Raw genomic sequence first — 23,006 nt, 5'->3', positions numbered from 1 at the left:
ACCCTATATTCGCAGTCCCATAATTATTAAATCCCGTTCCACGCCGTCAAGTTCTGCAACTTGCGGCAAATATCCCCATTGTTCAAACCCAAATCTGGTAAACAGGTTTAAACTGGCTTGATTGTGGGCAAAAATAAAGCCCAATAGTGTTTTTATTCCTAAATTTGGACTTTCCTTAATTGCTAGGGCGAGAAATTGGCTTCCTAAACCACGTTGATGAACAGAGGGGGAAAGATAAATACTAATTTCGGCGGTGGAATCATAAGCTGGCCGCCCATAAAATGATTTAAAACTCAGCCATCCCACAACTATACCTTCTATTTCTATCACCCAAATCGGTCTTTGTGAAGGCGATCGCCCTTGAAACCAACCCAGGCGACTTTGTACAGAAACTGGTTTTAAATCAGCTGTCGCCTTACGGCTGGGAATTGCTGCATTATAAATCGCCACTATTGCAGGTAAATCAGTTTCATTCGCATGGCGGATGGTCATTGCTGCGGTTTAGGAAAATGTTGTGAGAAAATAATATTTAAATCATACCAAAATAATCAAATTTGCGGTTAAATTTGGACAAATGTAGTCTGTTTGTTTATTTATCGCAATTCTCAAGGATTCATCAAAGCTGATAACCCTGGTTTCTCAAATAAACTGGGGTTTTGATCTGTTTGCGTAGATTTTCATAATTCATCCTAGAGAAACAGATGGATATCTGATATTAGGAATCATAAATATATTAGCTAATTTTTGTAGCCATAACTACAAATAAATATTGGAAATTTAAAACTTTTGAAAAATTTATATGCACTAAAGGTAGAGGTTGTTTCTATTAGCTATATCTACGATTAATGTAATCTAGAAAATTCTAACCTACATTTTTATGTCTAAAAATTTAGTTGAACATCCTGAAATGTCTGAAGACAACAGTCAGGAAGATGCGACTTTAGAATTAGAATTAGCTGTATTTATCAGTAAATTTAAAACTGGGATTTGGCTGTTGGGTATTCCTGTTTGGATTTTTGGAATAGCTGATAAGAGTTTGGATGCATTTGCTAACGGTTATTTATCTAGTGTCGAATTTTTCCATCTGTTGACTACAAGCTTGTTTTTTGTAAGTTGGCTGTATTTAAAACCTGATATTAAAGATCACCCATCTCAGGGAAATTTATGCCCAATGCAAACTAACAAGTTTGCGTTAAAAAAGCGACATATGATCAGCCAAGAGTATATTTTACCTTTCCCTTACCTTTGCCAAATTTATCATCTGTTGAACTTAAAACATTTAGAAACAGTTCATCACTTCAGCTTGAATAATTTAAAAATTCTCAATGTTAGCCATTTTCAGCCCACAAACATCGGTGGAATCATCAAATTTCAAACAATTTTAGATTCTCCAGCCAATCCTCTGAGAATTTGGAGAAAACCGATTGTAGAGGTAGATTTAATTTTACACACGCCCTATACAATTGAGTTGAGTATTCCAGTTTATAATAATAAAAGAATAGTGGTAATCTTTCAAGCTTTCCCATTAACCGATAAGGAACATCAGTTATTTATAGATATTTACAGCGATCTAAATTGGCCTAAACCATTACTGCAAATATTGTTACATTTTGCTTCTTGTTTGACCTTATTTGAAGACTTACCTTATCTCCGCAACTTAGCCGACACGAATGTTGAGCGTTTATTCAAATTAGGTAAATTTTCTAATAATGCAAGTATGCTACTGTTTAAACGATTTGTTGAGCTTTATGGGACAAATGGAAACACACATAAATTAATTGAAGAAAATAATTAATTCTGTGAAACCTCACCCCAACCCTCTGGTTGCTAAGGAGAGGGAGTAGGAAGTTATCGGAAGGATGTCACTTTTTGGCGTTGCTGAAACCAAGTATGAATTAGTCTGCAAAAGATCCGGATTTATCTGTGTTTATCTGTGTCCATCTGTGGTCGAATAATTCTTGTAGTACCTATTGAGGTGGGAATCGCTATATTATTTTCCTCCCTACTAAGAACGCGCCAGCAAGGGGGCGGCTGCTAGTAAACTTTTAGTGTAAGAGTGTTGAGGATTGGTAAAAATCTGCTTTGTATTACCCAGTTCCACAATTTTACCACTGTGCATTACGGCAATGCGATCGCACAAAAATCTCGCTAACCACAAATCATGAGTAATAAACAAGTAAGTTAATTCAAATTCTACTTTTAATTCTAACATTAAATCTAACACTTGTGACTGAACACTAGCATCTAACATACTCACAGGTTCATCGCAGATTAAAAGTTTGGGACGAGTAATTAAAGCACGGGCGATCGCCACTCGTTGCTGTTGTCCCCCAGATAAATCCGATGGATAACGTTGATAATAAAGTTCTGGCGGTGTTAATCCCACCTTTTCCAGCATCCATAAAACCTGTGATTTTGCCTTTTCTGCATCAGCCAAATTGTGGATAAATAACGGGTCTGCAATGCTTTGTCCCACTGTCATTACTGGATTTAAACAAGCATGAGGATCTTGAAAAATCATTTGCATTTGTCGCCGTGAAGCCCGAATTTCTTGGCGCGATAAACTAATTAAATCTTGTCCTAAAAATTCAACTTTACCAGCAGTAGGACGAATGAGTTGTAATATTGTCCTGGACAGCGTACTTTTACCACAACCTGATTCCCCAACTAATCCCAAAATTTCTCCTTGATATAGTTCTAAATTAATTCCATCTACGGCTTTAATTGTTTCCCCTTGTTTTTTCCATAATCTTTCTATAAAATTAGGTTCTATAGAGTAGTGCTGCTGTAATTCTGTAATCCGCAATATTGGAGATGAGGAAGTTTCTTGGTGATTCTTTTCATCCACTGCTTGAATATGCAAAGCTGCTTTTAAGAGCGATCGCGTGTATTCATGTTGAGGTTGTTTAAATACAGTTTCAGTCGCACCCATTTCTACCATTTTCCCCTGATACATCACACCGATGCGATCGCAATATTCGCCCACCATGGCCAAATCGTGAGAAATCAACAACAGCGCCATATTTTCTTGGCTACATAGACGGGTTAATTCTTGTAAAATCTGTGCGGAGACGGTGACATCTAAACTCGTGGTGGGTTCATCAGCGACAATTAACTTGGGATTGAGAAGTAAAGCCAAAGCGATCGCTACCCGTTGGCGCATTCCACCGCTAAACTCATGAGGATACTGATCCCAACGATTCGCCGGAATATTTACTTTTTCCAAAGTGGCGATCGCTTGTTTTTTAGCTTCCCTGGTGGATAATGTTGGAGAATGCGCCTGAAGAGTTTCGATACAGTGCTTACCAATAGTCATCAAGGGATCAAGCCGTGTCATGGGATCTTGAAAAATTAAGGCGATCGCCTCTCCCCGAAATTTCCGCAACTGCTGTGGCATCAAATCAAACACCGATTCTCCCTGAAACGTCACCCGACCCTCAACGCGACTATCAGGGGGTAACAAGCGCATTGCAGCCCTCCCCAGAGTGGATTTACCACAACCCGACTCACCCACCAAACCCATTCTTTCCCCAGATTGCAAAGTAAAAGATACATCATCAACAGCCCAACTTACCGCTTCCTCGTGACGCTGAGGATAAGCCACACGCAGATTCTCTATAGAAAATAAAGCTTCACTCATATATATTATTAGTTTTCAACTATAGCGATCCTAAATAAGACGTGAACATTTCTCTTCTTTCTCTTCCTCTGTGATCTCTGTGTCTCTGTGGTATGGCTAACGCCACGCTCCGCGAACGTAAAAAAAATCCCGTTCAAAACTCAAATAGGATTCCTATATATATTATTAGTTTTCAACCGTAAGCTAATATCTGGGATCAGAAAATACAGAACCTCACCCCCAACCCCTCTCCTTACTAAGGAGAGGGGAGAGTTTGACCGAAAAACGAGACGCAAGCCCCTGACTTTAGGCATGGGGAGAAGGCGGTAAGAACTTTTAAGTTCCGTCAAACGATTGCGTGGCTTTAGCCACAGTGTTAAAATAGATTAGCGAGAAAACAAGTAGGAATAACCTTCAGCGCATTGAAGTATCCTAGTACGGAGCAATCCCGGCAACGGACATATCCGACTCGATTCGGAATAGTTAAAGGGCGAATAATGGCAGGATATGGAGCGTTCATCTTTAAAATATGAAGGACTCAGAAAGTATGCGCGAATGAGAGCAAAAGCTCTTTGAGTGAGTAGAGGGATACTTGAATGTCCCGTTGTCGCCTTTTTCAGGTGGGCAAGAATCCCCTGGCTTTAGACGTGGGGAGGTTCAAGCAGGTTCCTTATCTTCGCGTAGCGTCTCCCTTTGGGAGAAGGAGAGGGGAGAGTTTGACGCAAGTTCAAAGCGGGGTGAGTTGAAAAACGAGATTTACATCTTATTTCATTGATTTTACAAATTGTCTCCCAAAACTTTTCTGATGGTTTCAGTATCCAATTCTAATAATTCTGCTATCTCTTGAATGCTGAGTCCCCGTTGCACAAGTTTAGGCAAAATATTTAATTTGGCTTTTAATTCGCCTTCTTGTTCACCTTCTTCTTTTGCTTCTTGATAAACTCTAGTTTCTTTCAGCAAATTTAAATTCAGCATGGCTTCTATTTCCTCGCGGCTTAAATTAGGAAACTTGTAGACAACAATTGTCTCTATAAATTCTATAACTTTTCTTTGGATGAAAGTATCTGTCAATTCCTCCTTAGCTTTGTCAATCAGAGTTTTGGCGAGTTCTTCAGCTTTATTTTCACTTTCTACAACTAAGCGGACAATTCCTACTCCCAGAGAATTAGCTGCTAAATCTTCAAGTTCGTCTAGGTAAAAGCGACGTAAATGAGGTGAAAGCAAAGAACGATAACGTAGGGGATAGCTACGTTCATTGCTGCGTTTGTCATAAATAACTATAGCCAACCAATCAGGGTTAGGTGGTTAATACTGGCTGAAATAAAGGAAAATACTGGTAAACAGTCGATCATAAAATTCCTCATCTTTGTAAAATTGAATTTCTACAAAGTACAGGGGTTAATTATGGAATGCTTCCAGGGGAGAAAATAACCCATCTAATCGAAAGCTTTTTTGTTTAATTTCTGGGGCTGTAAATTCATAGGTATTGATGTTAGTCTCAGGCTCACCAATAATTTCAAAGAAGATATGGGGGAATTCTTTAAATATTTCGTAGAAAATTGCATCTGTTTTCATGATTACGAATTACTAAATATCCCCACATTTTACCTCCCAACCTGTTCCCCACTCCCCATTTCCCACTCCCCACTCCCCACTCCCCATTCCCCATTCCCCAACTTGTTACAAAAATAACTTTCAATTACCAGCCGAAAATGAGATGATGTCAGAAGTAGAGCAAAAGGTAAAGAATTGTTATTTTTCCTCCTCTGGTTCTTGCTGGAGAATAGCTTCACAGTATTGAATGAGAGTAGACAGGCGATCGCCTATGGTCTTCAGCCTCGCTTCGGCAGTCGCTGCTTGCCGCGATCCTTGGAGAAACATGACATCAATTTCCAACAAACGCATCTGTTTACTGATCTCTGTCCGATAGGATTGTACTCGCGAACTTCCATCAGGCAAAGGGACAATCTCCTGGCGAAACACTTGCTGCAACAAGGTTACACCCTTTCGCAGTTCAGGTGCATTGACTTGGGTAGCGGTGGTATCAGAGCGTACTTGCTCTAGCAAAGTTGCTAGAGTCTGATATTTCTCAAGATTTAGAGACATTCAGTGCTAGTTAAGATAGTATTAATTTCAAGAAAATTATCTTTTACAATAAACTTTTTCAACTTGTTATTAAAACTATAAGCCTCAAGTTACGTTTTGAGGTTTGATTTGCAATAAATGGATTTTTCCACCTATGATTTTTTAATCCCAGTATGGATGACTACCATAGACCATTAGAAAATCATTCTCATTTTTTAACTGATCTCTTGCAGATAGCATTGTCTGTCCACGATGCTATCCGTTGCGTACATCTCTGACTTATCTACCGATCCTTTAAACCGTAATTGTATGAGCAGCATACTTGTAAATTCCACAACCGAACTAGCCCTTCCGGAATGGCTTCACAAATGTTTAAGAGAGTCGTCAGCATATAAAGGCGAAGCCGAAGCAGATCGAAGGTATAGTGATGCAGTATTAATTGGTAAGGCATTTGAATTTGCTTATCAACTGCATGAGGGACAATACCGCAAATCGGGAGAACTGTATATTAGTCATCCCGTAGCAGTGGCTGGATTGCTGCGAGATTTGGGGGGTAGTCCTGCTATGATAGCAGCTGGATTTCTTCATGATGTAGTTGAAGATACAGATGTCACAAGCGAACAAATAGAAGAACACTTTGGCCCAGAAGTCCGGCAATTGGTCGAAGGTGTCACCAAGTTGTCTAAAATAAATTTCACCAGCAAAACTGAAAGCCAAGCAGAAAACTTCCGGCGGATGTTTTTGGCCATGGCGCAGGATATTCGGGTAATTGTGGTGAAACTGGCAGACCGTTTGCATAATATGCGAACTTTACAATATATGTCAGAATCCAGTCGCCGCCGCAGCGCGCAAGAAACCAGAGATATTTTTGCTCCCTTAGCAAATCGTTTGGGAATGTGGCGGATAAAATGGGAACTGGAAGATTTGTCTTTTAAATATCTCGAACCCGAAGCTTTTCGCCAAATACAGGATCATGTTTCCGAAAAACGGGCGGCGCGGGAAGAGAAATTGGCGAAAACTACAGATATGTTGCGGGAGCGTTTGCAGCAAGCCGGCATTCACTGTCAGGATATTAGTGGTCGTCCTAAGCACCTGTATAGCATTTATCAAAAAATGCAAAGGCAGCAAAAAGAATTTCACGAAATTTACGATTTGGCAGCCCTGCGGATTATAGTCCAAACCAATGAGGAATGCTATCGGGCTTTGGCAGTAGTTCATGATGCTTTTCGCCCGATTCCTTCTAGATTTAAGGATTACATTGGATTGCCCAAGCCTAACCGCTACCAATCGTTGCATACTGGTGTAATTGGGCTGAGTGGCCGTCCTTTGGAGATCCAAATTCGTACTGTAGAAATGCATCATGTTGCTGAATATGGGATTGCAGCCCATTGGAAGTATAAAGAAACAGGTGGTTCTACTAGCCAATTGACCAACGCAGATGAAAAGTTTACTTGGTTAAGGCATCTGCTGGAATGGCAAAGTGATCTTAAGGACGCTCAAGAATATCTTGATAGTGTCAAAGACAATTTATTTGAAGATGATGTCTATGTCTTCACCCCAAAGGGGGATGTTGTACCTTTAAGTCCTGGTGCAACGTGTATAGATTTTGCTTATCATATTCATACAGAAGTCGGCAACCACTGTGCAGGGGCGCGAGTGAATGGTCGCATGGTTCCTTTGTCAACCAGGTTGCAAAATGGCGCGATTGTGGAGATTATTAGCCAAAAGAACAGTCATCCCAGTTTGGATTGGTTGAACTTTGCCAGAAGTTCAGCAGCGAAGTATCGGATTAAACAATGGTACAAGCGATCGCGCCGCGATGAAAATGTAGCTCGTGGACGAGAGTTGTTAGAAAAAGAACTGGGTAAAACAGGTTTTGATAACTTGCTCAAATCAGAAGCAATGCAAACCGTAGCGGAAAAGTGTAACTACCACAGCGCCGAAGATTTACTAGCCGGTTTGGGTTACGGTGAAATTACTCTCAACCTGGTGCTAAATCGCTGGCGAGAAGTAGCTAAAGGACAACAACCTGCTAACGTTGTTCCTCTATTTCCCGGAAAAGAACTACCAACGACATCAAAAACTGTCCGCGATGCACCTCCCCACAGCACACGTCCTTGTGATTCACCCATTATTGGCGTAGAAGGATTGGTGTATCATATCGCTGGGTGTTGTACCCCCATACCCGGTGAACCGATTATTGGTGTGGTGACGCGCGGTAGGGGAATTTCCATCCATCGCCAAGGCTGCAATAATCTCGAAACTGTGGAGTATGAGCGTTTAGTACCTGTGAGTTGGAACTTAGCGACTGAACATATTAGCCGTCCTCTGACTTACCCGGTGAATGTGCAAATCGAAGCCCTTGACCGGGTGGGAGTATTAAAGGATATTTTATCCCGCTTGAGTGACCAGGGGATCAATGTGCGTCATGCACAGGTGAAAACTTCTATTGGTCAACCAGCGTTGATTGATTTAGGAATAGATATACGCGATCGCTTGCAACTAGAGCAAGTGTTTACTCAAATTAAAAAAATGAGCGACATTTTAAATATCCGTCGTCTTGGTCAAATTGACGAATAGCCGGGTTTTAAGAGTCTTATATATGCTTCAACACTTGTGGTTGTTGATAGATTGTACCCCAGTTATAAAACTTGTTCTAACTGTGGGACTAAAAAAGAAACGCTCACACTCAATGAACGTGTTTTAAAATGTGCATATTGTGGCTTTGAGTGTGACATCCTTCAGCTTTGTTTGTGAGTTGCTTGTGGTTAATGATTGCGATCGCCTTCTTAATAGCCGTAGCCGAAGGGATGAGCAGGAGAAACATTTATACATGAAACTGCCATTACCTACCTTGATTCTGTGGGCGATCGCCGGAGGTGGGGCTTTGCCCATCGCTCTCTTTGTCACAGCCATTTTTTGCTGGATTTTAGGCGATATAATTTGGCATAGTATCGGGCAAATTTCTGGGTAATTCTTGACAACAGAACCGCGAAATGCTGGGCGTGAGAGGGTAATTACCCCGATTCTGATTTCTACTTGTTTGATATATACTCTTAATTTTATTACTACTAGTAAATGGTATTCGCGGTTAGATCCTTTTTAGCTTCAGCTTCGTATTAATCTACAAAGCCCTAATTCAGACCTTGCTTCTTTGCGCCTTTGCGGCTTTGCGTGAAACTAACTCACACGTTTGTCATACAACCAAAAAATTATCATGACTTATCTTGAAACAACCGCTAACTTTTATAGTGAAGTCGCCGAAACACCACAAGTAGGATTATGTTGCGTCCAAAGCAGTCCGTTACAACTACCAGGACTCAAAATTTCCTCCCAGATGCAGGAAATGAACTATGGTTGCGGTACAACCGTACATCCCACAGAACTAACTAACGACCCCACAGTACTTTATGTAGGCGTTGGTGGTGGCTTAGAAGCACTGCAATTTGCTTACTTCTCCCGTCGTCCAGGGTCAGTAATTGCGATTGAACCAGTGGAGGCTATGCGGTCAGCAGCGACTCGTAATTTAGAACTGGCTGCTCAAGAAAATGACTGGTTTGAGCCTAATTTTGTCGAAATTCGCGAAGGAGATGCCTTTGCTTTACCGGTTCCTGATGCTTCTGTCGATGTGGTAGCACAAAATTGTCTATTTAATATATTTAAACCCGCAGATTTGCAGTTAGCTTTACAGGAAACCTTTCGAGTTTTAAAGCCCAACGGACGCTTACTGATGAGTGATCCCATTGCGACTCGTCCTATTCCCGAACACCTGCAAAATGATGACAGGTTACGCGCCATGTGTCTATCGGGAGCAATGACCTACGAACAGTATATTGAACATTTGGTAAATGCGGGCTTTGGTCAAGTAGAAATCCGGGCGCGTCGTCCTTACCGTCTCCTGAATCGCCAAAATTATAATTTAGCAGAAAACTTGCTGCTAGAAAGTCTCGATTCTGTAGCTTTTAAAGTCGCAATTCCTGAAGATGGTGCTTGTATTTTTACAGGTAAAACAGCAATCTACACCGGAATAGCACCCTTCTTTGATGACCAAGCCGGACATATTCTGCAATCGGGAGTACCTGCGGCGGTATGTGATAAAACTGCTAGTAATTTAGGTAAAGCCGCTCCTGAAGAAATCCTGATTACAGATTCAAATTGGCATTACAATGGTGGTGGATGTTGTTAGTAATTATTCCTGAGTTAGTTTTTTTGTAGCACAGAATGAAGATTAAGAATGGTTCAGCAAAAAGTAAATCCTTTATCTTTAAATTCAGACATCACACCTTTTAGAAAAAAGCTAAATTTACCCCTAACAAAAAACCCAATTACTGTTTTACAACTTAATTTGGGCAAACGTTGTAATTTGGCTTGTAGCCATTGTCATGTAGAAGCCAGTCCCAAACGCACTGAAGAACTTTCTCCGGAAATTTGCCAGCAATTAATTCAATTAATTGAGAAATTTCCCCAAATCAAAGTTGTAGACCTGACAGGTGGCGCGCCCGAAATGCTCTATGGCTTTAAACCAATTGTAGAAGCAGCGCGATCGCATGGGAAACAGGTAATTGTGCGCTCTAACTTGACTATTTATTTTGAAACTGGTTTTGGGGATATTCCCGAATATTGCGCTCAAAATCAAGTCAGAATTGTAGCTTCTCTGCCTTGCTATCTCTCAGACAACGTTGATCAAATGCGAGGAAATGGTGTATATGATGCCTCAATTCTTGCTCTGCAATGGCTGAACCGTCTTGGCTATGGTCAAGACCCCAATTTAATCCTTGATTTAGTTTATAACCCGCAAATTCCCACTTCTGAGAATTTTTCCCTCACACCCAATCAAGCTAAACTTAAACAAGATTATAAAATGTTCTTACAAGAACATTTTGGTATTAGTTTTAATGACTTGTTTGCAATTACCAACCTACCCATTGGACGCACAAAGTTTTCTTTAGAACGCCAAAAGCTATACAGACCTTATCTCCAGTTTTTAGAATCTCATTTCAACTCTACGACCATTGAGCATTTAATGTGTAGAGATGAACTTTCCATTGATTATTTGGGTAATGTCTATGACTGCGACTTTAACCAAATGGAAAATTTGCCTTCAAAAACTGATGCTGGCGAAACCTTAAATGTTGCTAAGTTATTGGCTGCTGGCACATTAGATTTAATTACAGAAATCAGGACTGCACATTACTGTTATGGTTGTACGGCTGGCTCAGGTTCTAGTTGTGGCGGCACTTTAATTTAACCCAAAAACTTTTATGTAGGGTGTGTTGTCGCGTAGCGCAACGCACCATTAGTTTGTAGTAGGGACTTCAGTCCCTAAAACAGGACTAAAGTCCTGACTACGAGCAAACATTGAGACGATACAAAGTATTTGGCATCAATATTTGTGTATAAATATATAAATAATAGAGTCAAAAAGCACAGAAATTGTTAACCTCGAAAATTCGTAATATTGCTATTAATAGGGTTTTCAGCTAGTCCATCTGATGAATTTTGCATTTATCAATTTTCAGTAAATCCATTTTGATTTTAGCTTCGTATTATTAATGAAGTCTGTAATCACCAGATAATTAATGAAAGACATGAAATCACCAAAAAGTCTTCGCGTTTAGACTACTTTTGAAACCAGAGATTTCTTGCTCCAATAGATATTGTGATTAATTCAGCTTAATACCTCATGCTGGCAATTTGGGTGAGGTCAAAATTCACACAACTTAATGATTGAATCAGGAGTTTTAAATATGAAACGTCTAATTTTTGGTAGCCTATCTATGCTTGTCATCTCTACTGCTGTGTTGCCTCCTGTCAAAGCAAATCAGATTGAAACTCAGCAAAAAGGATTGACCAACAATAACAACACTTCGCAAATTCTCATAGCACAAAATCAAACCGCATCGGGAATGTTAATGCCGACATCTAATGACGGTACTCCAAATGGTATTACCAAAGAAAAGTGGCTGAGTGCTAACGCTAAAGTTTCCGCATCACCCATCAGCAATTCTAGAGGCAGTTACAGAGTAACACTCAAAGCCAGCAACCTAGTACCTAATGGACTTTATACCTTCTGGTGGGTGAATAAAAAAGTTATAGGCATGGATATGGGGCCAGCAGGAGGCATTCCCAGTAATGAGTTCAGAGCAGATAATAGCGGCAACGTCACTACAACTATTACCGTACCCACCAATAATAATTATCAAATGCTAGGAATTGCCTACCACGCAGATAACAAAACTTATGGTCAAATGCCTGGTGAATTCGGCAAAGTTACCTTCACTCACCTCATGGGTAAATTCCCAAAACTCCAATAGGTAATACCAATTTTATTTGACACATTCCCCCGCATGAATAACGGGGGATTCTGGGTTAGTACTTGCATTTGGATGTGATTTCCAGGATGATGGAAATAATACTAAATTTCCAGCAATTGACAATTTAACACACTTAGCTAAAAAAGCTTTAAACACAACTATTTTATAGAGAGAAATTACTTATGTTAAAATCTGCAATAACTAATTTGTTCTTTCCCCAACGTCAAAAGCCCACTATTGCAGATATCTTTACGAAGAATTGGCAAAGGCTGGTTAAATATGCTTTTCTGATGCTCATGGCATTTAGCGTTGCTTTGATATTTACCGCCGAACCAGCTTGGGGACAAGAATCTGCTCAAAATGCTTCAGGATTTAATCCCCAAATCTGGTTGCGAAATGCTTTGCAGTGGATTGATGGTTTGGGTGCTGTAGGAGCATTGGCATTTATCCTACTGTATATCGTTGCTACTGTCGCCTTTTTACCAGGGTCAATTCTCACACTCGGTGCGGGTGTCGTCTTTGGCGTGGTTATGGGTTCACTTTATGTCTTCATTGGTGCAACCATCGGAGCCACCGCCGCTTTCCTCGTCGGGCGTTATTTGGCTAGGGGTTGGGTGGCGAAGAAAATTGCAGGAAATAACAAATTTCGGGCGATTGATGAAGCTGTGGGTAGGGAAGGATTAAAAATTGTCCTGCTAACGCGACTTTCTCCTATCTTCCCCTTTAACTTATTGAACTATGCTTATGGCGTAACGGGTGTTTCTCTCAAAGATTACTTTTTGGGTTCCGTTGGGATGATTCCCGGCACAATTATGTATGTTTACATCGGCTCCTTAGCTAGTAACATTGCCACAATCGGTACTGAGGCTCAACCCGATAACCCCGGTGTACAGTGGGCAATTCGCATCATTGGTTTTATTGCTACAGTTGCGGTGACAGTTTATGTTACTAAAGTTGCTCGTAAGGCTTTAGAAGATGAAGTTTTAGAATCTACAGACAATGACGAAAATCAACAAATTAATCTGAATTAAAGCTGCACTGATTACTAATTTGAGAAGTGAGAAATAAATAATAATGACAAATACAACAAAGACAACCAAATTGCTGACTGGTACTCAAGTTCCCGAATTGGAAGTAAAAACCCTGGATGGTAAACTTTGGCAACTTTCTCAGCAGCAACCCCAAAACTTCACATTAATTATTTTTTATCGGGGGTGGTTCTGCCCAATTTGTCAAACTTATCTTGCAGAACTTGAACGTCTCCTTGAAGATTTTACTAAACTTGGGGTAGAAGCGATCGCTATTAGCGGAGACAGTCAAGCAGACGCTCAAAAGTCAATCTCAGAATGGGGAATTAAGAATCTCACCATTGGCTATGAAGCCAGCATAGATTTATTTCGTAGTTGGGGGCTTTATATTTCCAAAGGTGCATTTGAGAAAGAACCCCCCTTATTTTGTGAACCAGGTTTTTTCTTAGTTAAGCCTGATGGCACACTTTCCTATGCTGCTGTCAATAGCGCCCCTTTTGGTCGTCCACCCATATCAGATATGCTTTCTGCCATCGATTTCGTGTTGAAAAACAATTATCCTGTGCGGGGAACAGATTAGTTTGTAATTCGTAGTTCGTAATTTGTAATTAGTAGTAATGTCTCTTAAATTACCATGCGTTTAAAAAAGTGCTGCAAAGCAGATTTCTAAATCAATTATTAATCGTTAAAGGAGTTTATTAATGTCAAATTCTGCATTTCAAAAAGTTACTCTTCCACCAATGGACGAGTATAATCAAAAATTAATTTCCTATGTTCATCCACCTGATTGGGTTAATCCTAAACCTGTTGATTGTTATGATTTAGTTGTGATTGGTGCTGGTACGGCGGGATTAGTCGTAGCCGCAGGTGCAGCAGGTTTAGATGTGGGATTAAAAGTTGCTTTAATTGAAAAGCATTTAATGGGTGGGGATTGTTTAAATGTCGGTTGTGTCCCCTCAAAATGTATTATTCGTTCATCTCGCGTTGTCGGCGAAATGTGGGAAGCGAAGGCTTTGGGAATTAACCCCCCAAAAAAAATAGACGTTGATTTTCCAGCAGTAATGGCACGGATGCGCCGTTTAAGGTCGGGTATTAGCCATCATGATTCTGCACATCGGTTTCAAAAGCTGGGAGTGGATATTTTCTTAGGTAGTGGTCGTTTTGCCGGTGATAATATCATTGAAGTTGGTGAACAAAAACTTCGCTTTAAAAAAGCTGTGATTGCTACTGGTGCTAGGGCTGTGCGACCATCGATTAAGGGACTGGAAAAATCTGGATTTCTGACTAATGAAACAGTATTTTCTCTCACCGAACTTCCCAAACGTTTAGCTGTAATTGGTGGTGGACCCATTGGTTGTGAATTGGCTCAAGCTTTCCAACGTTTGGGTTCTCAAGTCATCTTGTTTCATAAGGATTCTCACATCTTAAATAAAGAAGATAGCGAAGCCGCAGAAATTATTCAAAATAGGTTAATTCAAGAAAATATGCATTTGGTTTTGAATAGCCAAATCCAAAGTGTAGAAAAAACCCCAGAAGGAAAGCTAATTAACTTTCTCAGCAATGGTTCTCAAAGGTCAATTGTTGTTGATGAAATTTTAGTTGGTGCGGGACGCGCACCGAATGTGGAAGGCTTAAATTTAGAAGCTGTTGGGGTGGAATTTGACCAAAGAAAGGGGGTGAAAGTTAATGATTATCTTCAGACAACCAACCCCAAAATTTATGCCGCCGGCGACATCTGCATGAACTGGAAGTTTACTCACGCAGCTGATGCAGCAGCGCGAATTGTAATTAAGAATACTTTGTTTTCTCCCTTTGGCTTTGGAAAATCCAAACTTAGTAGTATAGTCATGCCTTGGGTGACATATACTGACCCAGAAATTGCTCACGTGGGAATGTACGAGCAGGAGGCTCAGAAACAGGGTTTTGAGATTAATACAATTAAAATTCCTTTTAGTAGTGTAGACCGAGCAATTACAGATGGGGAAGAAGACGGGTTTGTGAAAATTATCCACAAAAAAGGTTCCGACCAAATTTTAGGAGCAACAATTGTCTCCCGTCATGCTGGAGAAACCATTAGTGAAATAACTACAGCAATTGTCAATAAAATTGGTTTAAATGGGTTATCTGGTGTAATTCATCCTTACCCAACTCAAGCAGAAGCTATTAAAAAAGCCGCAGATGCTTATCGCCGTACTTTGTTAACACCAACATCAAAAAGAATTTTAGAACTGCTTACGAAGTTGTCTTAAGACTTTCGAGATGAAAAATCAATTTTTGCCAAAAGTTCATCAAGTTATGAGCTAATTTTATCCTGAAAAATCTCTCTTGATTCCAGATTTTCATGAATCAACAATAATCAACAATTAACTAGCTATTTTGTTTCTTCTTTGCTATTACTGCCTTCCCGGTCTTAAAATATGGAAAATAACCAGTAAATTTGAGCCAGTATTCTACAAGGAAATGCTACCCTTCATCACAGTTTCTCCAGTTGGTTGGGGAATTTTTTCTATGGGTTCAATAGTAATCACAGCCTCAGAAGAATCTGTCATAAACTCATCTAAAGGAAGTTGCATTAATACTGTCCCTTGGGAGTCAGAATTAAATTCTCCGCAATATACTTTTTCATTATCAACTATAGCCCACAAGCGATAAATTTGACCCTTGGGCAGTGGGTCTAAATTTTGCAGGCTAAGTAGCGCCACATCAGACTTAGGTGCAATTACTAAACTACCAGAAGCTACAGGAGTTACATTAGTTCCTGTTAGTGTTAGCAAACGGTTATTAGGTTGACGAAGTAAGGCTATTGTTTCCTTATAACGGGATAGTTCAGCCTGAGCAATAGTAACTTCTTGTTGTAGACGATAACTATATAGGCTGAGGCTAATGACAACAGAAGCCGCAACACTCCCCAGAACACCAAACCAAATTTTAGGTTTTCTCCAAATTCGGTTGGATGTGGAAACTACAGAATTAGCAGGAGATGCAGCCGCAGCCTGTAATATTTTAGAACCCAAAGATTTAGGGGGCGAAGTTTCCGGCAAAGCCCAAGGAAGTAAAGCTAAACTATTCTGTAAACGGTTTACCTCAACTTTTAATTCTGGACGCGTTTCTAATAACTGATTAACCTTAGCAACCTCTTCTGGAGTTAGGTCGCCGAGGACATAACCTGCCAAAAGTTCTTGTAATTCGTCAAAATTTTGAAAGTTTGTCATGATTATTCCACCAAATCTTGTAATATTTGCCTTAGTTTTAACAAAGCCTTGCGTTTATAAGTTTTCACTGTTCCCAAAGGCATTTTTAAGTCCTCAGAAATCTCTGATTGACTCAAACCTTCGTAGTAAGCCATTTCTAAAACCTGTCGCTGTTGATCAGGTAACTCAGATAATGCTTCACGAATCCGGTTGGATGTTTCTTTGATTGAAGCTTTATCCATCAAACTATTCCTATTGTCTTCGGGAAAGCTGTGATTCCATCTTTGCAAACGTTGCCATCTGGCTTGTATTTGACGGAGGCGGTCTATGGATTTTGATCTGGTGAGAGTGGTCAAAAAAGCCTGCATAGAGCCTCTCTTGGAGTCATACGCACCACTACGCCAAAGGCTGAGAAAAACTTCTTGTGTGAGGTCTTCAGCTTCTTGGGCGTTTTTTAACATTCGTAGCGCGACTCGGTAGACTATTTCTCCATAACGCTCATAAAAGATACCTAAAGCTGACAGGTTTCCCGAACGCAAAGCCTGAAATACTTCGGTATCTGTCTCATTAGATAACATCATTTAGAACCCAAATATTGACACAATATTTAAAGCATGATATTCGTATTTGTGACTAAAAGTAAATTGAGTCAATCTTGTTTCAATAAATTAATACGAAGCTAAACGCCAAAAAGGATTTAGTTTACTAAAAATTATTGGATCCAGTAAAATCATAGACGAAATAGTGGGAATATGATGGGGGAGAACAAGTTAAGTTAACTTGAGGCGTGTGGTTTCCTAGATATAACAATCCTGAAAAGATATGTTAAGTCAAGATTGGTTAGTGACAGATGATGGTAAGTGCGAAGCTTGGGAAGAATCGGCAGACAATCTAGAATTATGGACAGGTCAATATCGACTTTATCGGTTTTTAACTGATCTGGAAAATATTCTCCATAACTTAAAGAGCGATCGCCTTCGACTCCAAGCAATTTTTCCCCTAGTGCGGCGATTATTAACCAGTTCGGAATGGTTACAAGGTGAATATCTCGAACCAAATCCAGAAACAGGTTGGTCAGTCCTCACCCTATATGATGAGCCGGATTTTCCCTTGACGGTGCAGACAGTCGCTTGGTTATCGGGAAGAGTTTCACCAATTCATAATCATGCTACTTGGGGAGTTGTCGCACTGATTAGTGGAGAAGAAAAAAATACTCTTTGGAGACGGACTGATCAAAACGGTAGTATTGAAAAGTCTGGAGATGTTATTTTAACTCCCGGCGAAATTATTGGCTTAATGCCTGATGCTATTCATCATGTTGAAGCCCTGGGTGATGAACCGACAATTAGCTTCAATTTGTATGGTGAAACTAACTATGAACAGCGATTTGAATTTAATCCTGTTACCGGGACTGTGAAAATTTTTTGATGTTGATTTTAGGCAGATTAGCGTTTTCTAGAACAACTGATATATTGAGCGTCAAGTAGGTTATACCAGCAGAAATTCAGCGATGGGCTACGCCCCGCCTTTGGCGCGATTCATTTCACCTTTGACTTTCAAAGCTGGTAAAAACGCAGATAAACTTTATGGAGTCCGGGCAAAGATGTCCGCCCTTGTGTACAGTTCAGATTATTAATGGGAATTACTAACATTAATAGACTGTAACATTTTTTCTCGCTTTTTCCGAGCAATTTCTTGTAAATCAACTGTTCTATCAGTTTCATCGACAATTTCACCGGTTATTACTTCCAGGACATCTTCCAAAGTGACAACACCGGCCACATCTCCATATTCATCAACCACTACAGCTAGATGTTCACGGGCTGCTATAAAATTCTTCATAAGTTTATCGGCTCGAATGATCTCCGGAACAAAGTGAACTTTCCGAGCTAAATTAGCCATTTTTTCCTGGTTATTGCCTTCAACCATCGCTGTCAGTAAATTCTGCTTTAAGGCAAATCCAATTACTTGATCAATAGATTCATCAACTACAATAATTCGGGTATGTTGAGAAGCAATAATATCTCTTTTTGCTTCTTCCAGAGTCAGATGACCTCGGATATATGTCAACATGATGCGCGGTGTCATCAAGTCTGCTGCTGTTACATCATTTAATCTAAACACCCGTTGGATCATTTCTGCTTCATCGCTTTGAATAATCCCCTCTTGTTGACCAATATTAGCTAGCAGCTTAATTTCAGCCTCATTTGTTGTTGGTCGTTTTTTGGTTTTAAAAAAGCGTGCGGTCAAATTTTCTATAATCCAAACTAAGGGTGTAAAAACTAGAGAAAGTCCAGTGACAGGTAAAGCTGCCAGCATGGCGATTTGTTCAGAATAGCGCTCTCCAATTGTCTTAGGAATGATTTCAGCAAAGATGATAATCAAGAAGGTAAACATTCCCGAAAATATCCCCAGCCAAGTATCTCCTAATACTTGACTAGCAATGCTACCTGTAAGAATACTGCCAACAATATTAAAAATATTGTTCATGATGACAATGGTTGCAATCGGTCGATTCATATTTTCCCGAATCGCCAAAAGTGCCACTGCTGAAGGGTTATTTGATTGTGCTAGTTGTCTGACTCTGAGGGGAGAAACAGAAAACAGCGCTGTTTCTGTACCAGAACAAAGCGCTGAACCTAAAATCACAACAAACACAATTATTACAAGCTGGAACATATAGTTTCCCAAGTCTGGGAATAAAATTTTGGGGTGAGTACCGCAGGGCGTAAGTCAAAAATCAAAACAATGGTATTTTAGCCTGTTTTACGGTTTTGTATCTGGTTTTTTTATTTTATCAATATCCGGGAAGACCTGCCAAAGCTATTTTCTTTTTCTTCCCGGCTCCGCAAGCTACTGTTTACAGACTAGGGAGAGTGGAATTATTCGATATGCGTCATGATAATAGAGGATCTATTTATCTGTTCAAATTCTCATGCAACAAATATTTCCCGGAGAAGTATTCGCCAACACTGCGGATTTTGATGATGGCATTCGCCAACTGTTACCCCGATATGATGAAATGTTGGAGGTGGTTACCCGATGTCTCCCTAGCACAAGTCGTCGCATTTTAGAGCTAGGGTGCGGTACGGGGGAACTGACTCTGAAAATCTTCCAGCGTTTTCCTGATGTTGAAATCATTGCTTTAGATTACTCACCGCGAATGTTGCAATGTGCCGGCAAGAAAATTAAATCTGCTGGATATCAACAAAAATGGACTGGTATCCAAGCTGACTTTGGTGAATGGGCAGATAATCCAGAAAAGTTCGATATTGGTAGCGAATTTGATGCCTGTGTTTCATCTTTGGCAATTCACCATCTCGATGATCAGATGAAGTTGAAGTTATTTCAACGAATTGCTATGAGTCTTAACCAAGGCGGTTATTTTGGCAATGCAGACCCCATATTACCAGAATCACCTGTGCTAGCAGAAGTTTATCAGAAGGCGCGAGAGGAATGGACAGCCCAACAGGGAACTACTTTAACAGAGGTTCGGGCTAAACTTGGTAGTAGTAGTCAGTCAGGATATTCTCGTCAAGACCAACTCGCTACTTTAGATACTCATTTGCAAATGCTGACCACATCAGGCTTTAAGACGGTGGCTGTACCTTGGAAATATTACGGTTTAGCTGTATTTGGTGGTTGGATTTGAAAATTGCTTCAAATAACATCCCAGGCGGTTCCTTTATAGCCATAATCGAAAATTTCGGGGTGCAAAATTTCTGCCAAAATTTCTAAAGAATCTGCGAGTCGTGGCCCTGGACGATTGAAGAAGGCATTACCATCAGTAATATAAACTCTGCCACTTTTGCTAGCGTGAAGTTTTTGCCAATCTGGACGTTGAATGAATAATTTGGCTTCTTGACGAGTCCGATTTAAATCAAAGCCACAGGGCATAAAAATGATGATATCTGGATTGCTTTTTAAGAGTGTTTCCCACGGGACAGTAGTAGAGGGCTGACCGATAACGCTAAACTGTGACTGACCTCCAGCTAAGTTAACGAGTTCGGGAATCCAATTGGCCGCTGTCATTAAAGGATCTGTCCACTCAATACAAGCAACTGTGGGTAGTTCTGTTAAGGAAAGCCCTTGGATTTTTCGCTGACAAATGGTCGCGCGAGCTTCTAAATTTTCTAAAATCTGAACTGAGTCTACACCAAAGATATTACCTACTCGCTCGATATCTTGCCAAACATCTTCAAGGGTATTAGGTTTTAAGGAAACAATTTGAGGTGAGTTGTGGACGATACTAGCAACAGCTTTTTCTACATCTGCTAGGCTGACTGCACAAACATCACATTGGTCTTGAGTGATTATGTGGGTGGGCTGTAATTTCTCTAAAATATCTGTTTTGATTTCATAGATACTTAAGGCCGATTGTAGCAACTCGTTGACATCATCATGAATTTTGCGGCTAGGGTCATGAGAGTTCAAGCGTGCTTGGGTACAAATGGGGCGATTATGGATTTCTGGTGGGTAGTCACATTCATGCGATCGCCCCACAATTTTATCACTCAATCCCAGGGCTGCCAAAATCTCTGTTCCACTAGGAATCAAAGAAACAATCCTCACACTATTATTTGCCATTGAACTACCTCCAGAATATCTGTTATTATTTCAATTCTTACAAATTTTAATCATTAGGGTATCTTTCTCTAGGTGAATGCGCGGCGGCTCTGGTAGTCAGTATTTACATGGTTAAGTAGTATTTATTTATTCAGCAATATGAACTTGAAGTTTTGGGTGAATAGGTTGCAGCACCTTGTTTTCTGCCACTTCTGGGGTCAAGCAGCGCCATAGGCTCCCAGTCCGATGGTGCAAAATTTACTGTTTTATAATAATCATACAAAAGTTAGAGCATCAACCTGTATAGATATACTCCAGAGGGATGATGCTATTTTAGTGATTTTAATATGGGACTTCCAAGAAATAACTAATTAAATACGTGATTGCGAGAATATTTAGGTAACGAATTTATAGTAATGAAGACAATCTGATGGTAATAGTCTCAGAATAAAATCTTTATCTTTATTCTGATTAGAGATTTGAATTTGGTCATTAGATGTAACTAAATGAATCGACTGAAAGCATTGAAATATCCAGCGTAAAGTCGGTTTTGCAGTTGGTTTACCTAACTGATTTCTAATTGTTGATTTATTTTCTCGTAAAGCGGCTCGTATTTGTCTTTATGCCAGGGTATATACCAGCAAGCATAAACCCATAATCATTGCTAGGGATTCAATTCTCTCAGGGCTTTTGAGAAAGATACTATCTGCAAAAAATAATGGGTCTTTGAGAAAACCAAATCCCCGTTCACATGATTGCTGTGCTTTATATTCCTTTAACATTGAGTCGTTACTGAGTACACTGCCTAAATGATATATATTTGGGATTTGGATTTTTTTTACATTCAACATCACAACAGGATTCTCCATGAATTCTGTTTTGATTTTCTCATTTCTATTTTGGTTAACAATTAATTTTTTTAAACTTTTTCGGGATTTTCATATTCCGCCTGCAATCCTGGTTTTTACCTGAAAGCTTTACTAATTGACAGTTGCTTAGGTTTCTAAGACTATTCTCATTAAGCCCCTTTCCTCTTAATTTACTTTAGTTCTTACGTACTAGTTAATCGCTCTTTTCTTGATGTGTGACAGTATTGGGTGCGGAATGTGGGTTGTAATTCTTAGAATCCCCCAGCTTTAGCCGGGGGCGTAGCTAGGGGAATATTCAAATACTAAATGCCCAAGTTTGTAGCAGCAGCACTGATTAAGGAATCAGGATGAGTGATGGGCAAATCACCTGTGATTTCCCAGAAGAACGCACCACCAATTCCCTGCTGTTTAACGTAATCAGTATCTCCATTGAGTCCATCTGCATATAGACTAACGTTACCGTCTGGATCTACATCTGCAAAAGCGTAGAACAAATGGGTGAGTTGATTAACCGGAATTTCCTCTGGGTTAGTATTGCCATCAATTCGCCAAGAGGGTATGTATCCACCCAGAATATAATCTGGACTAACATCATAATGCCTCATTAAGTTGGATATTGCGGAACTGACCATTACTATCAGGATTAAGTACATCATGGTCATTGGCAAAGGTGAGATAGTTGAAATTGCCCGTGAAGTAATCTCCTACGGTAATACTGTAAGATTGCCAACCAGAACCAGTGCTATAGTTTTTAAAGTTATTCAGTCCCCAATTTTGAGTTCCACTAAGTTGGAATAAGTTTTGGGGGTTATTGATGACATCATTGTCAGTATCAAAACCAATTCCGTGAATTTCTCCTCGTTTGCTGCTTTGGAATTCAAATTCCAGGATGGTGTTGTTGGTAATATTGTAATTACCAATGTCCAGTTTTTTCCAGGTGTTACCGGATAGTCCTAGTTGAGTTTTATCAGCCGAGATAACGTATTCATCTGTGACATCTTGGGAGGCGGCGGAAAGAGCGTATTCGTTGCTACTACCGTTGATATTGACGCTGAGGTTGTTATTCTGATTCTCGTAGAGTTGGATATTGCGGAACTGACCATTACTATCAGGTGAGGCTACATCATGGTCATTGGCAAAGGTGAGGTAGTTGAAATCTCCGGTGAAGTAATCTCCTACGGTAATACTGTAAGATTGCCAACCAGAACCAGTGCTATAGTTTTTAAAGTTATTCAGTCCCCAATTTTGAGTTCCACTAAGTTGGAATAAGTTTTGGGGGTTATTGATGACATCATTGTCAGTATCAAAACCAATTCCGTGAATTTCTCCTCGTT

At 40.0% G+C, this 23,006-nt stretch carries 21 protein-coding genes and 2 pseudogenes; 12 read left to right on the top strand and 11 right to left on the bottom strand.

All coding sequences use genetic code 11. The features are described from left to right. Positions 1 to 3: 3 nt before the first annotated feature. Positions 4 to 492: a GNAT family N-acetyltransferase gene (locus NSP_RS10600; protein WP_006195227.1), complete on the bottom strand. Its 489-nt coding sequence runs from the start codon at positions 490 to 492 to the stop codon at positions 4 to 6. Positions 493 to 877: 385 nt separating this feature from the next. Here NSP_RS10600 and NSP_RS10595 point away from each other — a divergent pair, with 385 nt between their 5' ends. Continuing rightward, positions 878 to 1,795 (top strand): hypothetical protein, encoded by a 918-nt coding sequence (locus NSP_RS10595; protein ID WP_006195228.1) that lies wholly within the window; start codon positions 878 to 880, stop codon positions 1,793 to 1,795. A 210-nt stretch (positions 1,796 to 2,005) separates the two neighbouring features. Here NSP_RS10595 and NSP_RS10590 read toward each other — a convergent pair whose 3' ends face one another. The 3 genes and pseudogenes from NSP_RS10590 to patD form a co-directional block, all read right to left on the bottom strand. After that, on the bottom strand, positions 2,006 to 3,640 hold the full coding sequence (locus tag NSP_RS10590) for a dipeptide ABC transporter ATP-binding protein (protein WP_006195229.1): 1,635 nt from the start codon (positions 3,638 to 3,640) through the stop codon (positions 2,006 to 2,008). Between the two features lie 756 nt (positions 3,641 to 4,396). Then, positions 4,397 to 5,194 (bottom strand): annotated as a pseudogene (locus NSP_RS10585) (Rpn family recombination-promoting nuclease/putative transposase). Positions 5,195 to 5,371: 177 nt separating this feature from the next. Next, positions 5,372 to 5,725: a heterocyst frequency control protein PatD gene (gene patD, locus NSP_RS10580; RefSeq protein ID WP_006195232.1), complete on the bottom strand. Its 354-nt coding sequence runs from the start codon at positions 5,723 to 5,725 to the stop codon at positions 5,372 to 5,374. A 288-nt stretch (positions 5,726 to 6,013) separates the two neighbouring features. Between patD and NSP_RS10575 the strand changes: the two genes are divergently transcribed. The 9 genes from NSP_RS10575 (at position 6,014) to NSP_RS10545 (ending at position 15,295) form a co-directional block, all read left to right on the top strand. Beyond that, on the top strand, positions 6,014 to 8,284 hold the full coding sequence (locus NSP_RS10575) for a RelA/SpoT family protein (protein ID WP_006195233.1): 2,271 nt from the start codon (positions 6,014 to 6,016) through the stop codon (positions 8,282 to 8,284). Between the two features lie 36 nt (positions 8,285 to 8,320). Then, positions 8,321 to 8,461, top strand: coding sequence for a transposase (locus tag NSP_RS24085; RefSeq protein WP_231859577.1), 141 nt, complete (start codon positions 8,321 to 8,323; stop codon positions 8,459 to 8,461). Continuing rightward, the gene (locus NSP_RS25335) at positions 8,424 to 8,678 is read left to right on the top strand and encodes a hypothetical protein (protein ID WP_144360529.1); all 255 of its coding nucleotides are present in this window, start codon (positions 8,424 to 8,426) and stop codon (positions 8,676 to 8,678) included. The genes NSP_RS24085 and NSP_RS25335 overlap by 38 nt, the downstream gene beginning before the upstream one ends. Before the next feature lie 243 nt (positions 8,679 to 8,921). After that, positions 8,922 to 9,890: an arsenosugar biosynthesis arsenite methyltransferase ArsM gene (gene arsM, locus NSP_RS10570; RefSeq protein WP_006195235.1), complete on the top strand. Its 969-nt coding sequence runs from the start codon at positions 8,922 to 8,924 to the stop codon at positions 9,888 to 9,890. A gap of 48 nt (positions 9,891 to 9,938) precedes the next feature. Continuing rightward, entirely contained in the window at positions 9,939 to 10,952 is a 1,014-nt protein-coding gene (arsS, locus tag NSP_RS10565; RefSeq protein WP_006195236.1) for an arsenosugar biosynthesis radical SAM (seleno)protein ArsS, read from the top strand. 499 nt (positions 10,953 to 11,451) lie between these two features. Further along, entirely contained in the window at positions 11,452 to 12,018 is a 567-nt protein-coding gene (locus NSP_RS10560; RefSeq protein ID WP_231859576.1) for a hypothetical protein, read from the top strand. Positions 12,019 to 12,200: 182 nt separating this feature from the next. After that, positions 12,201 to 13,049 (top strand): TVP38/TMEM64 family protein, encoded by an 849-nt coding sequence (locus tag NSP_RS10555; protein ID WP_006195238.1) that lies wholly within the window; start codon positions 12,201 to 12,203, stop codon positions 13,047 to 13,049. Positions 13,050 to 13,092: 43 nt separating this feature from the next. After that, entirely contained in the window at positions 13,093 to 13,626 is a 534-nt protein-coding gene (locus NSP_RS10550) for a peroxiredoxin-like family protein (RefSeq protein WP_006195239.1), read from the top strand. Positions 13,627 to 13,747: 121 nt separating this feature from the next. Then, the gene (locus NSP_RS10545; protein WP_006195240.1) at positions 13,748 to 15,295 is read left to right on the top strand and encodes a mercuric reductase; all 1,548 of its coding nucleotides are present in this window, start codon (positions 13,748 to 13,750) and stop codon (positions 15,293 to 15,295) included. A gap of 201 nt (positions 15,296 to 15,496) precedes the next feature. Here the strand turns inward: NSP_RS10545 and NSP_RS10540 are convergent, their stop codons facing one another. Together NSP_RS10540 and NSP_RS10535 are read right to left on the bottom strand one after the other, a co-directional pair. Further along, complete coding sequence (locus tag NSP_RS10540) at positions 15,497 to 16,258, bottom strand: anti-sigma factor (protein WP_006195241.1); 762 nt, start codon at positions 16,256 to 16,258, stop codon at positions 15,497 to 15,499. A 2-nt stretch (positions 16,259 to 16,260) separates the two neighbouring features. Further along, positions 16,261 to 16,818: a sigma-70 family RNA polymerase sigma factor gene (locus NSP_RS10535; protein ID WP_231859575.1), complete on the bottom strand. Its 558-nt coding sequence runs from the start codon at positions 16,816 to 16,818 to the stop codon at positions 16,261 to 16,263. Positions 16,819 to 17,059: 241 nt separating this feature from the next. On the opposite strand from NSP_RS10535, the gene NSP_RS10530 reads away from it, so the two are divergent. Further along, the gene (locus NSP_RS10530; protein WP_006195244.1) at positions 17,060 to 17,665 is read left to right on the top strand and encodes a cysteine dioxygenase family protein; all 606 of its coding nucleotides are present in this window, start codon (positions 17,060 to 17,062) and stop codon (positions 17,663 to 17,665) included. Positions 17,666 to 17,869: 204 nt separating this feature from the next. Here NSP_RS10530 and NSP_RS10525 read toward each other — a convergent pair whose 3' ends face one another. Beyond that, positions 17,870 to 18,916 carry a hemolysin family protein gene (locus tag NSP_RS10525; RefSeq protein ID WP_006195245.1) on the bottom strand — a complete coding sequence of 349 codons (1,047 nt, stop codon included), beginning with the start codon at positions 18,914 to 18,916 and terminating at the stop codon, positions 17,870 to 17,872. A 256-nt stretch (positions 18,917 to 19,172) separates the two neighbouring features. Here NSP_RS10525 and NSP_RS10520 point away from each other — a divergent pair, with 256 nt between their 5' ends. Next, positions 19,173 to 19,889 (top strand): class I SAM-dependent methyltransferase, encoded by a 717-nt coding sequence (locus NSP_RS10520; protein WP_006195246.1) that lies wholly within the window; start codon positions 19,173 to 19,175, stop codon positions 19,887 to 19,889. Positions 19,890 to 19,897: 8 nt separating this feature from the next. On the opposite strand, the gene NSP_RS10515 is transcribed toward NSP_RS10520, so the two are convergent. The 4 genes and pseudogenes from NSP_RS10515 to NSP_RS10500 all read right to left on the bottom strand — a co-directional run. Further along, the gene (locus tag NSP_RS10515) at positions 19,898 to 20,824 is read right to left on the bottom strand and encodes a cobalamin-binding protein (RefSeq protein ID WP_006195247.1); all 927 of its coding nucleotides are present in this window, start codon (positions 20,822 to 20,824) and stop codon (positions 19,898 to 19,900) included. A 374-nt stretch (positions 20,825 to 21,198) separates the two neighbouring features. Further along, positions 21,199 to 21,600: pseudogene (locus NSP_RS25330) on the bottom strand (IS1634 family transposase); the annotation flags it as partial. 374 nt (positions 21,601 to 21,974) lie between these two features. Next, positions 21,975 to 22,277 (bottom strand): hypothetical protein, encoded by a 303-nt coding sequence (locus NSP_RS10505; RefSeq protein ID WP_006195249.1) that lies wholly within the window; start codon positions 22,275 to 22,277, stop codon positions 21,975 to 21,977. Further along, on the bottom strand, positions 22,264 to 23,006 hold a 743-nt coding region (locus NSP_RS10500), incomplete at its 5' end, for a hypothetical protein (protein ID WP_044482756.1). The genes NSP_RS10505 and NSP_RS10500, both read right to left, overlap by 14 nt.

It is taken from the genome of Nodularia spumigena CCY9414 (assembly GCF_000340565.2).
GTDB lineage: Bacteria > Cyanobacteriota > Cyanobacteriia > Cyanobacteriales > Nostocaceae > Nodularia > Nodularia spumigena.
Note: the sequence above shows the minus strand (reverse complement) of the source record. Positions and strands in the feature narration are given on the sequence as shown.

Coding starts and splice junctions, on each gene's coding strand:
- NSP_RS10525 (WP_006195245.1), bottom strand. CDS start 18,916: ATGTTCCAGCTTGTAATAATTGTGTTTGTTGTGATTTTAGGTTCAGCG.
- NSP_RS10505 (WP_006195249.1), bottom strand. CDS start 22,277: ATGAGGCATTATGATGTTAGTCCAGATTATATTCTGGGTGGATACATA.
- NSP_RS10560 (WP_231859576.1), top strand. CDS start 11,452: ATGAAACGTCTAATTTTTGGTAGCCTATCTATGCTTGTCATCTCTACT.
- NSP_RS10550 (WP_006195239.1), top strand. CDS start 13,093: ATGACAAATACAACAAAGACAACCAAATTGCTGACTGGTACTCAAGTT.
- NSP_RS10595 (WP_006195228.1), top strand. CDS start 878: ATGTCTAAAAATTTAGTTGAACATCCTGAAATGTCTGAAGACAACAGT.
- arsM (WP_006195235.1), top strand. CDS start 8,922: ATGACTTATCTTGAAACAACCGCTAACTTTTATAGTGAAGTCGCCGAA.
- NSP_RS10530 (WP_006195244.1), top strand. CDS start 17,060: ATGTTAAGTCAAGATTGGTTAGTGACAGATGATGGTAAGTGCGAAGCT.
- NSP_RS10535 (WP_231859575.1), bottom strand. CDS start 16,818: ATGATGTTATCTAATGAGACAGATACCGAAGTATTTCAGGCTTTGCGT.
- NSP_RS10575 (WP_006195233.1), top strand. CDS start 6,014: ATGAGCAGCATACTTGTAAATTCCACAACCGAACTAGCCCTTCCGGAA.
- NSP_RS10515 (WP_006195247.1), bottom strand. CDS start 20,824: ATGGCAAATAATAGTGTGAGGATTGTTTCTTTGATTCCTAGTGGAACA.
- NSP_RS10540 (WP_006195241.1), bottom strand. CDS start 16,258: ATGACAAACTTTCAAAATTTTGACGAATTACAAGAACTTTTGGCAGGT.
- NSP_RS10545 (WP_006195240.1), top strand. CDS start 13,748: ATGTCAAATTCTGCATTTCAAAAAGTTACTCTTCCACCAATGGACGAG.
- patD (WP_006195232.1), bottom strand. CDS start 5,725: ATGTCTCTAAATCTTGAGAAATATCAGACTCTAGCAACTTTGCTAGAG.
- NSP_RS10555 (WP_006195238.1), top strand. CDS start 12,201: ATGTTAAAATCTGCAATAACTAATTTGTTCTTTCCCCAACGTCAAAAG.
- NSP_RS10590 (WP_006195229.1), bottom strand. CDS start 3,640: ATGAGTGAAGCTTTATTTTCTATAGAGAATCTGCGTGTGGCTTATCCT.
- NSP_RS10520 (WP_006195246.1), top strand. CDS start 19,173: ATGCAACAAATATTTCCCGGAGAAGTATTCGCCAACACTGCGGATTTT.
- NSP_RS10600 (WP_006195227.1), bottom strand. CDS start 492: ATGACCATCCGCCATGCGAATGAAACTGATTTACCTGCAATAGTGGCG.
- arsS (WP_006195236.1), top strand. CDS start 9,939: ATGGTTCAGCAAAAAGTAAATCCTTTATCTTTAAATTCAGACATCACA.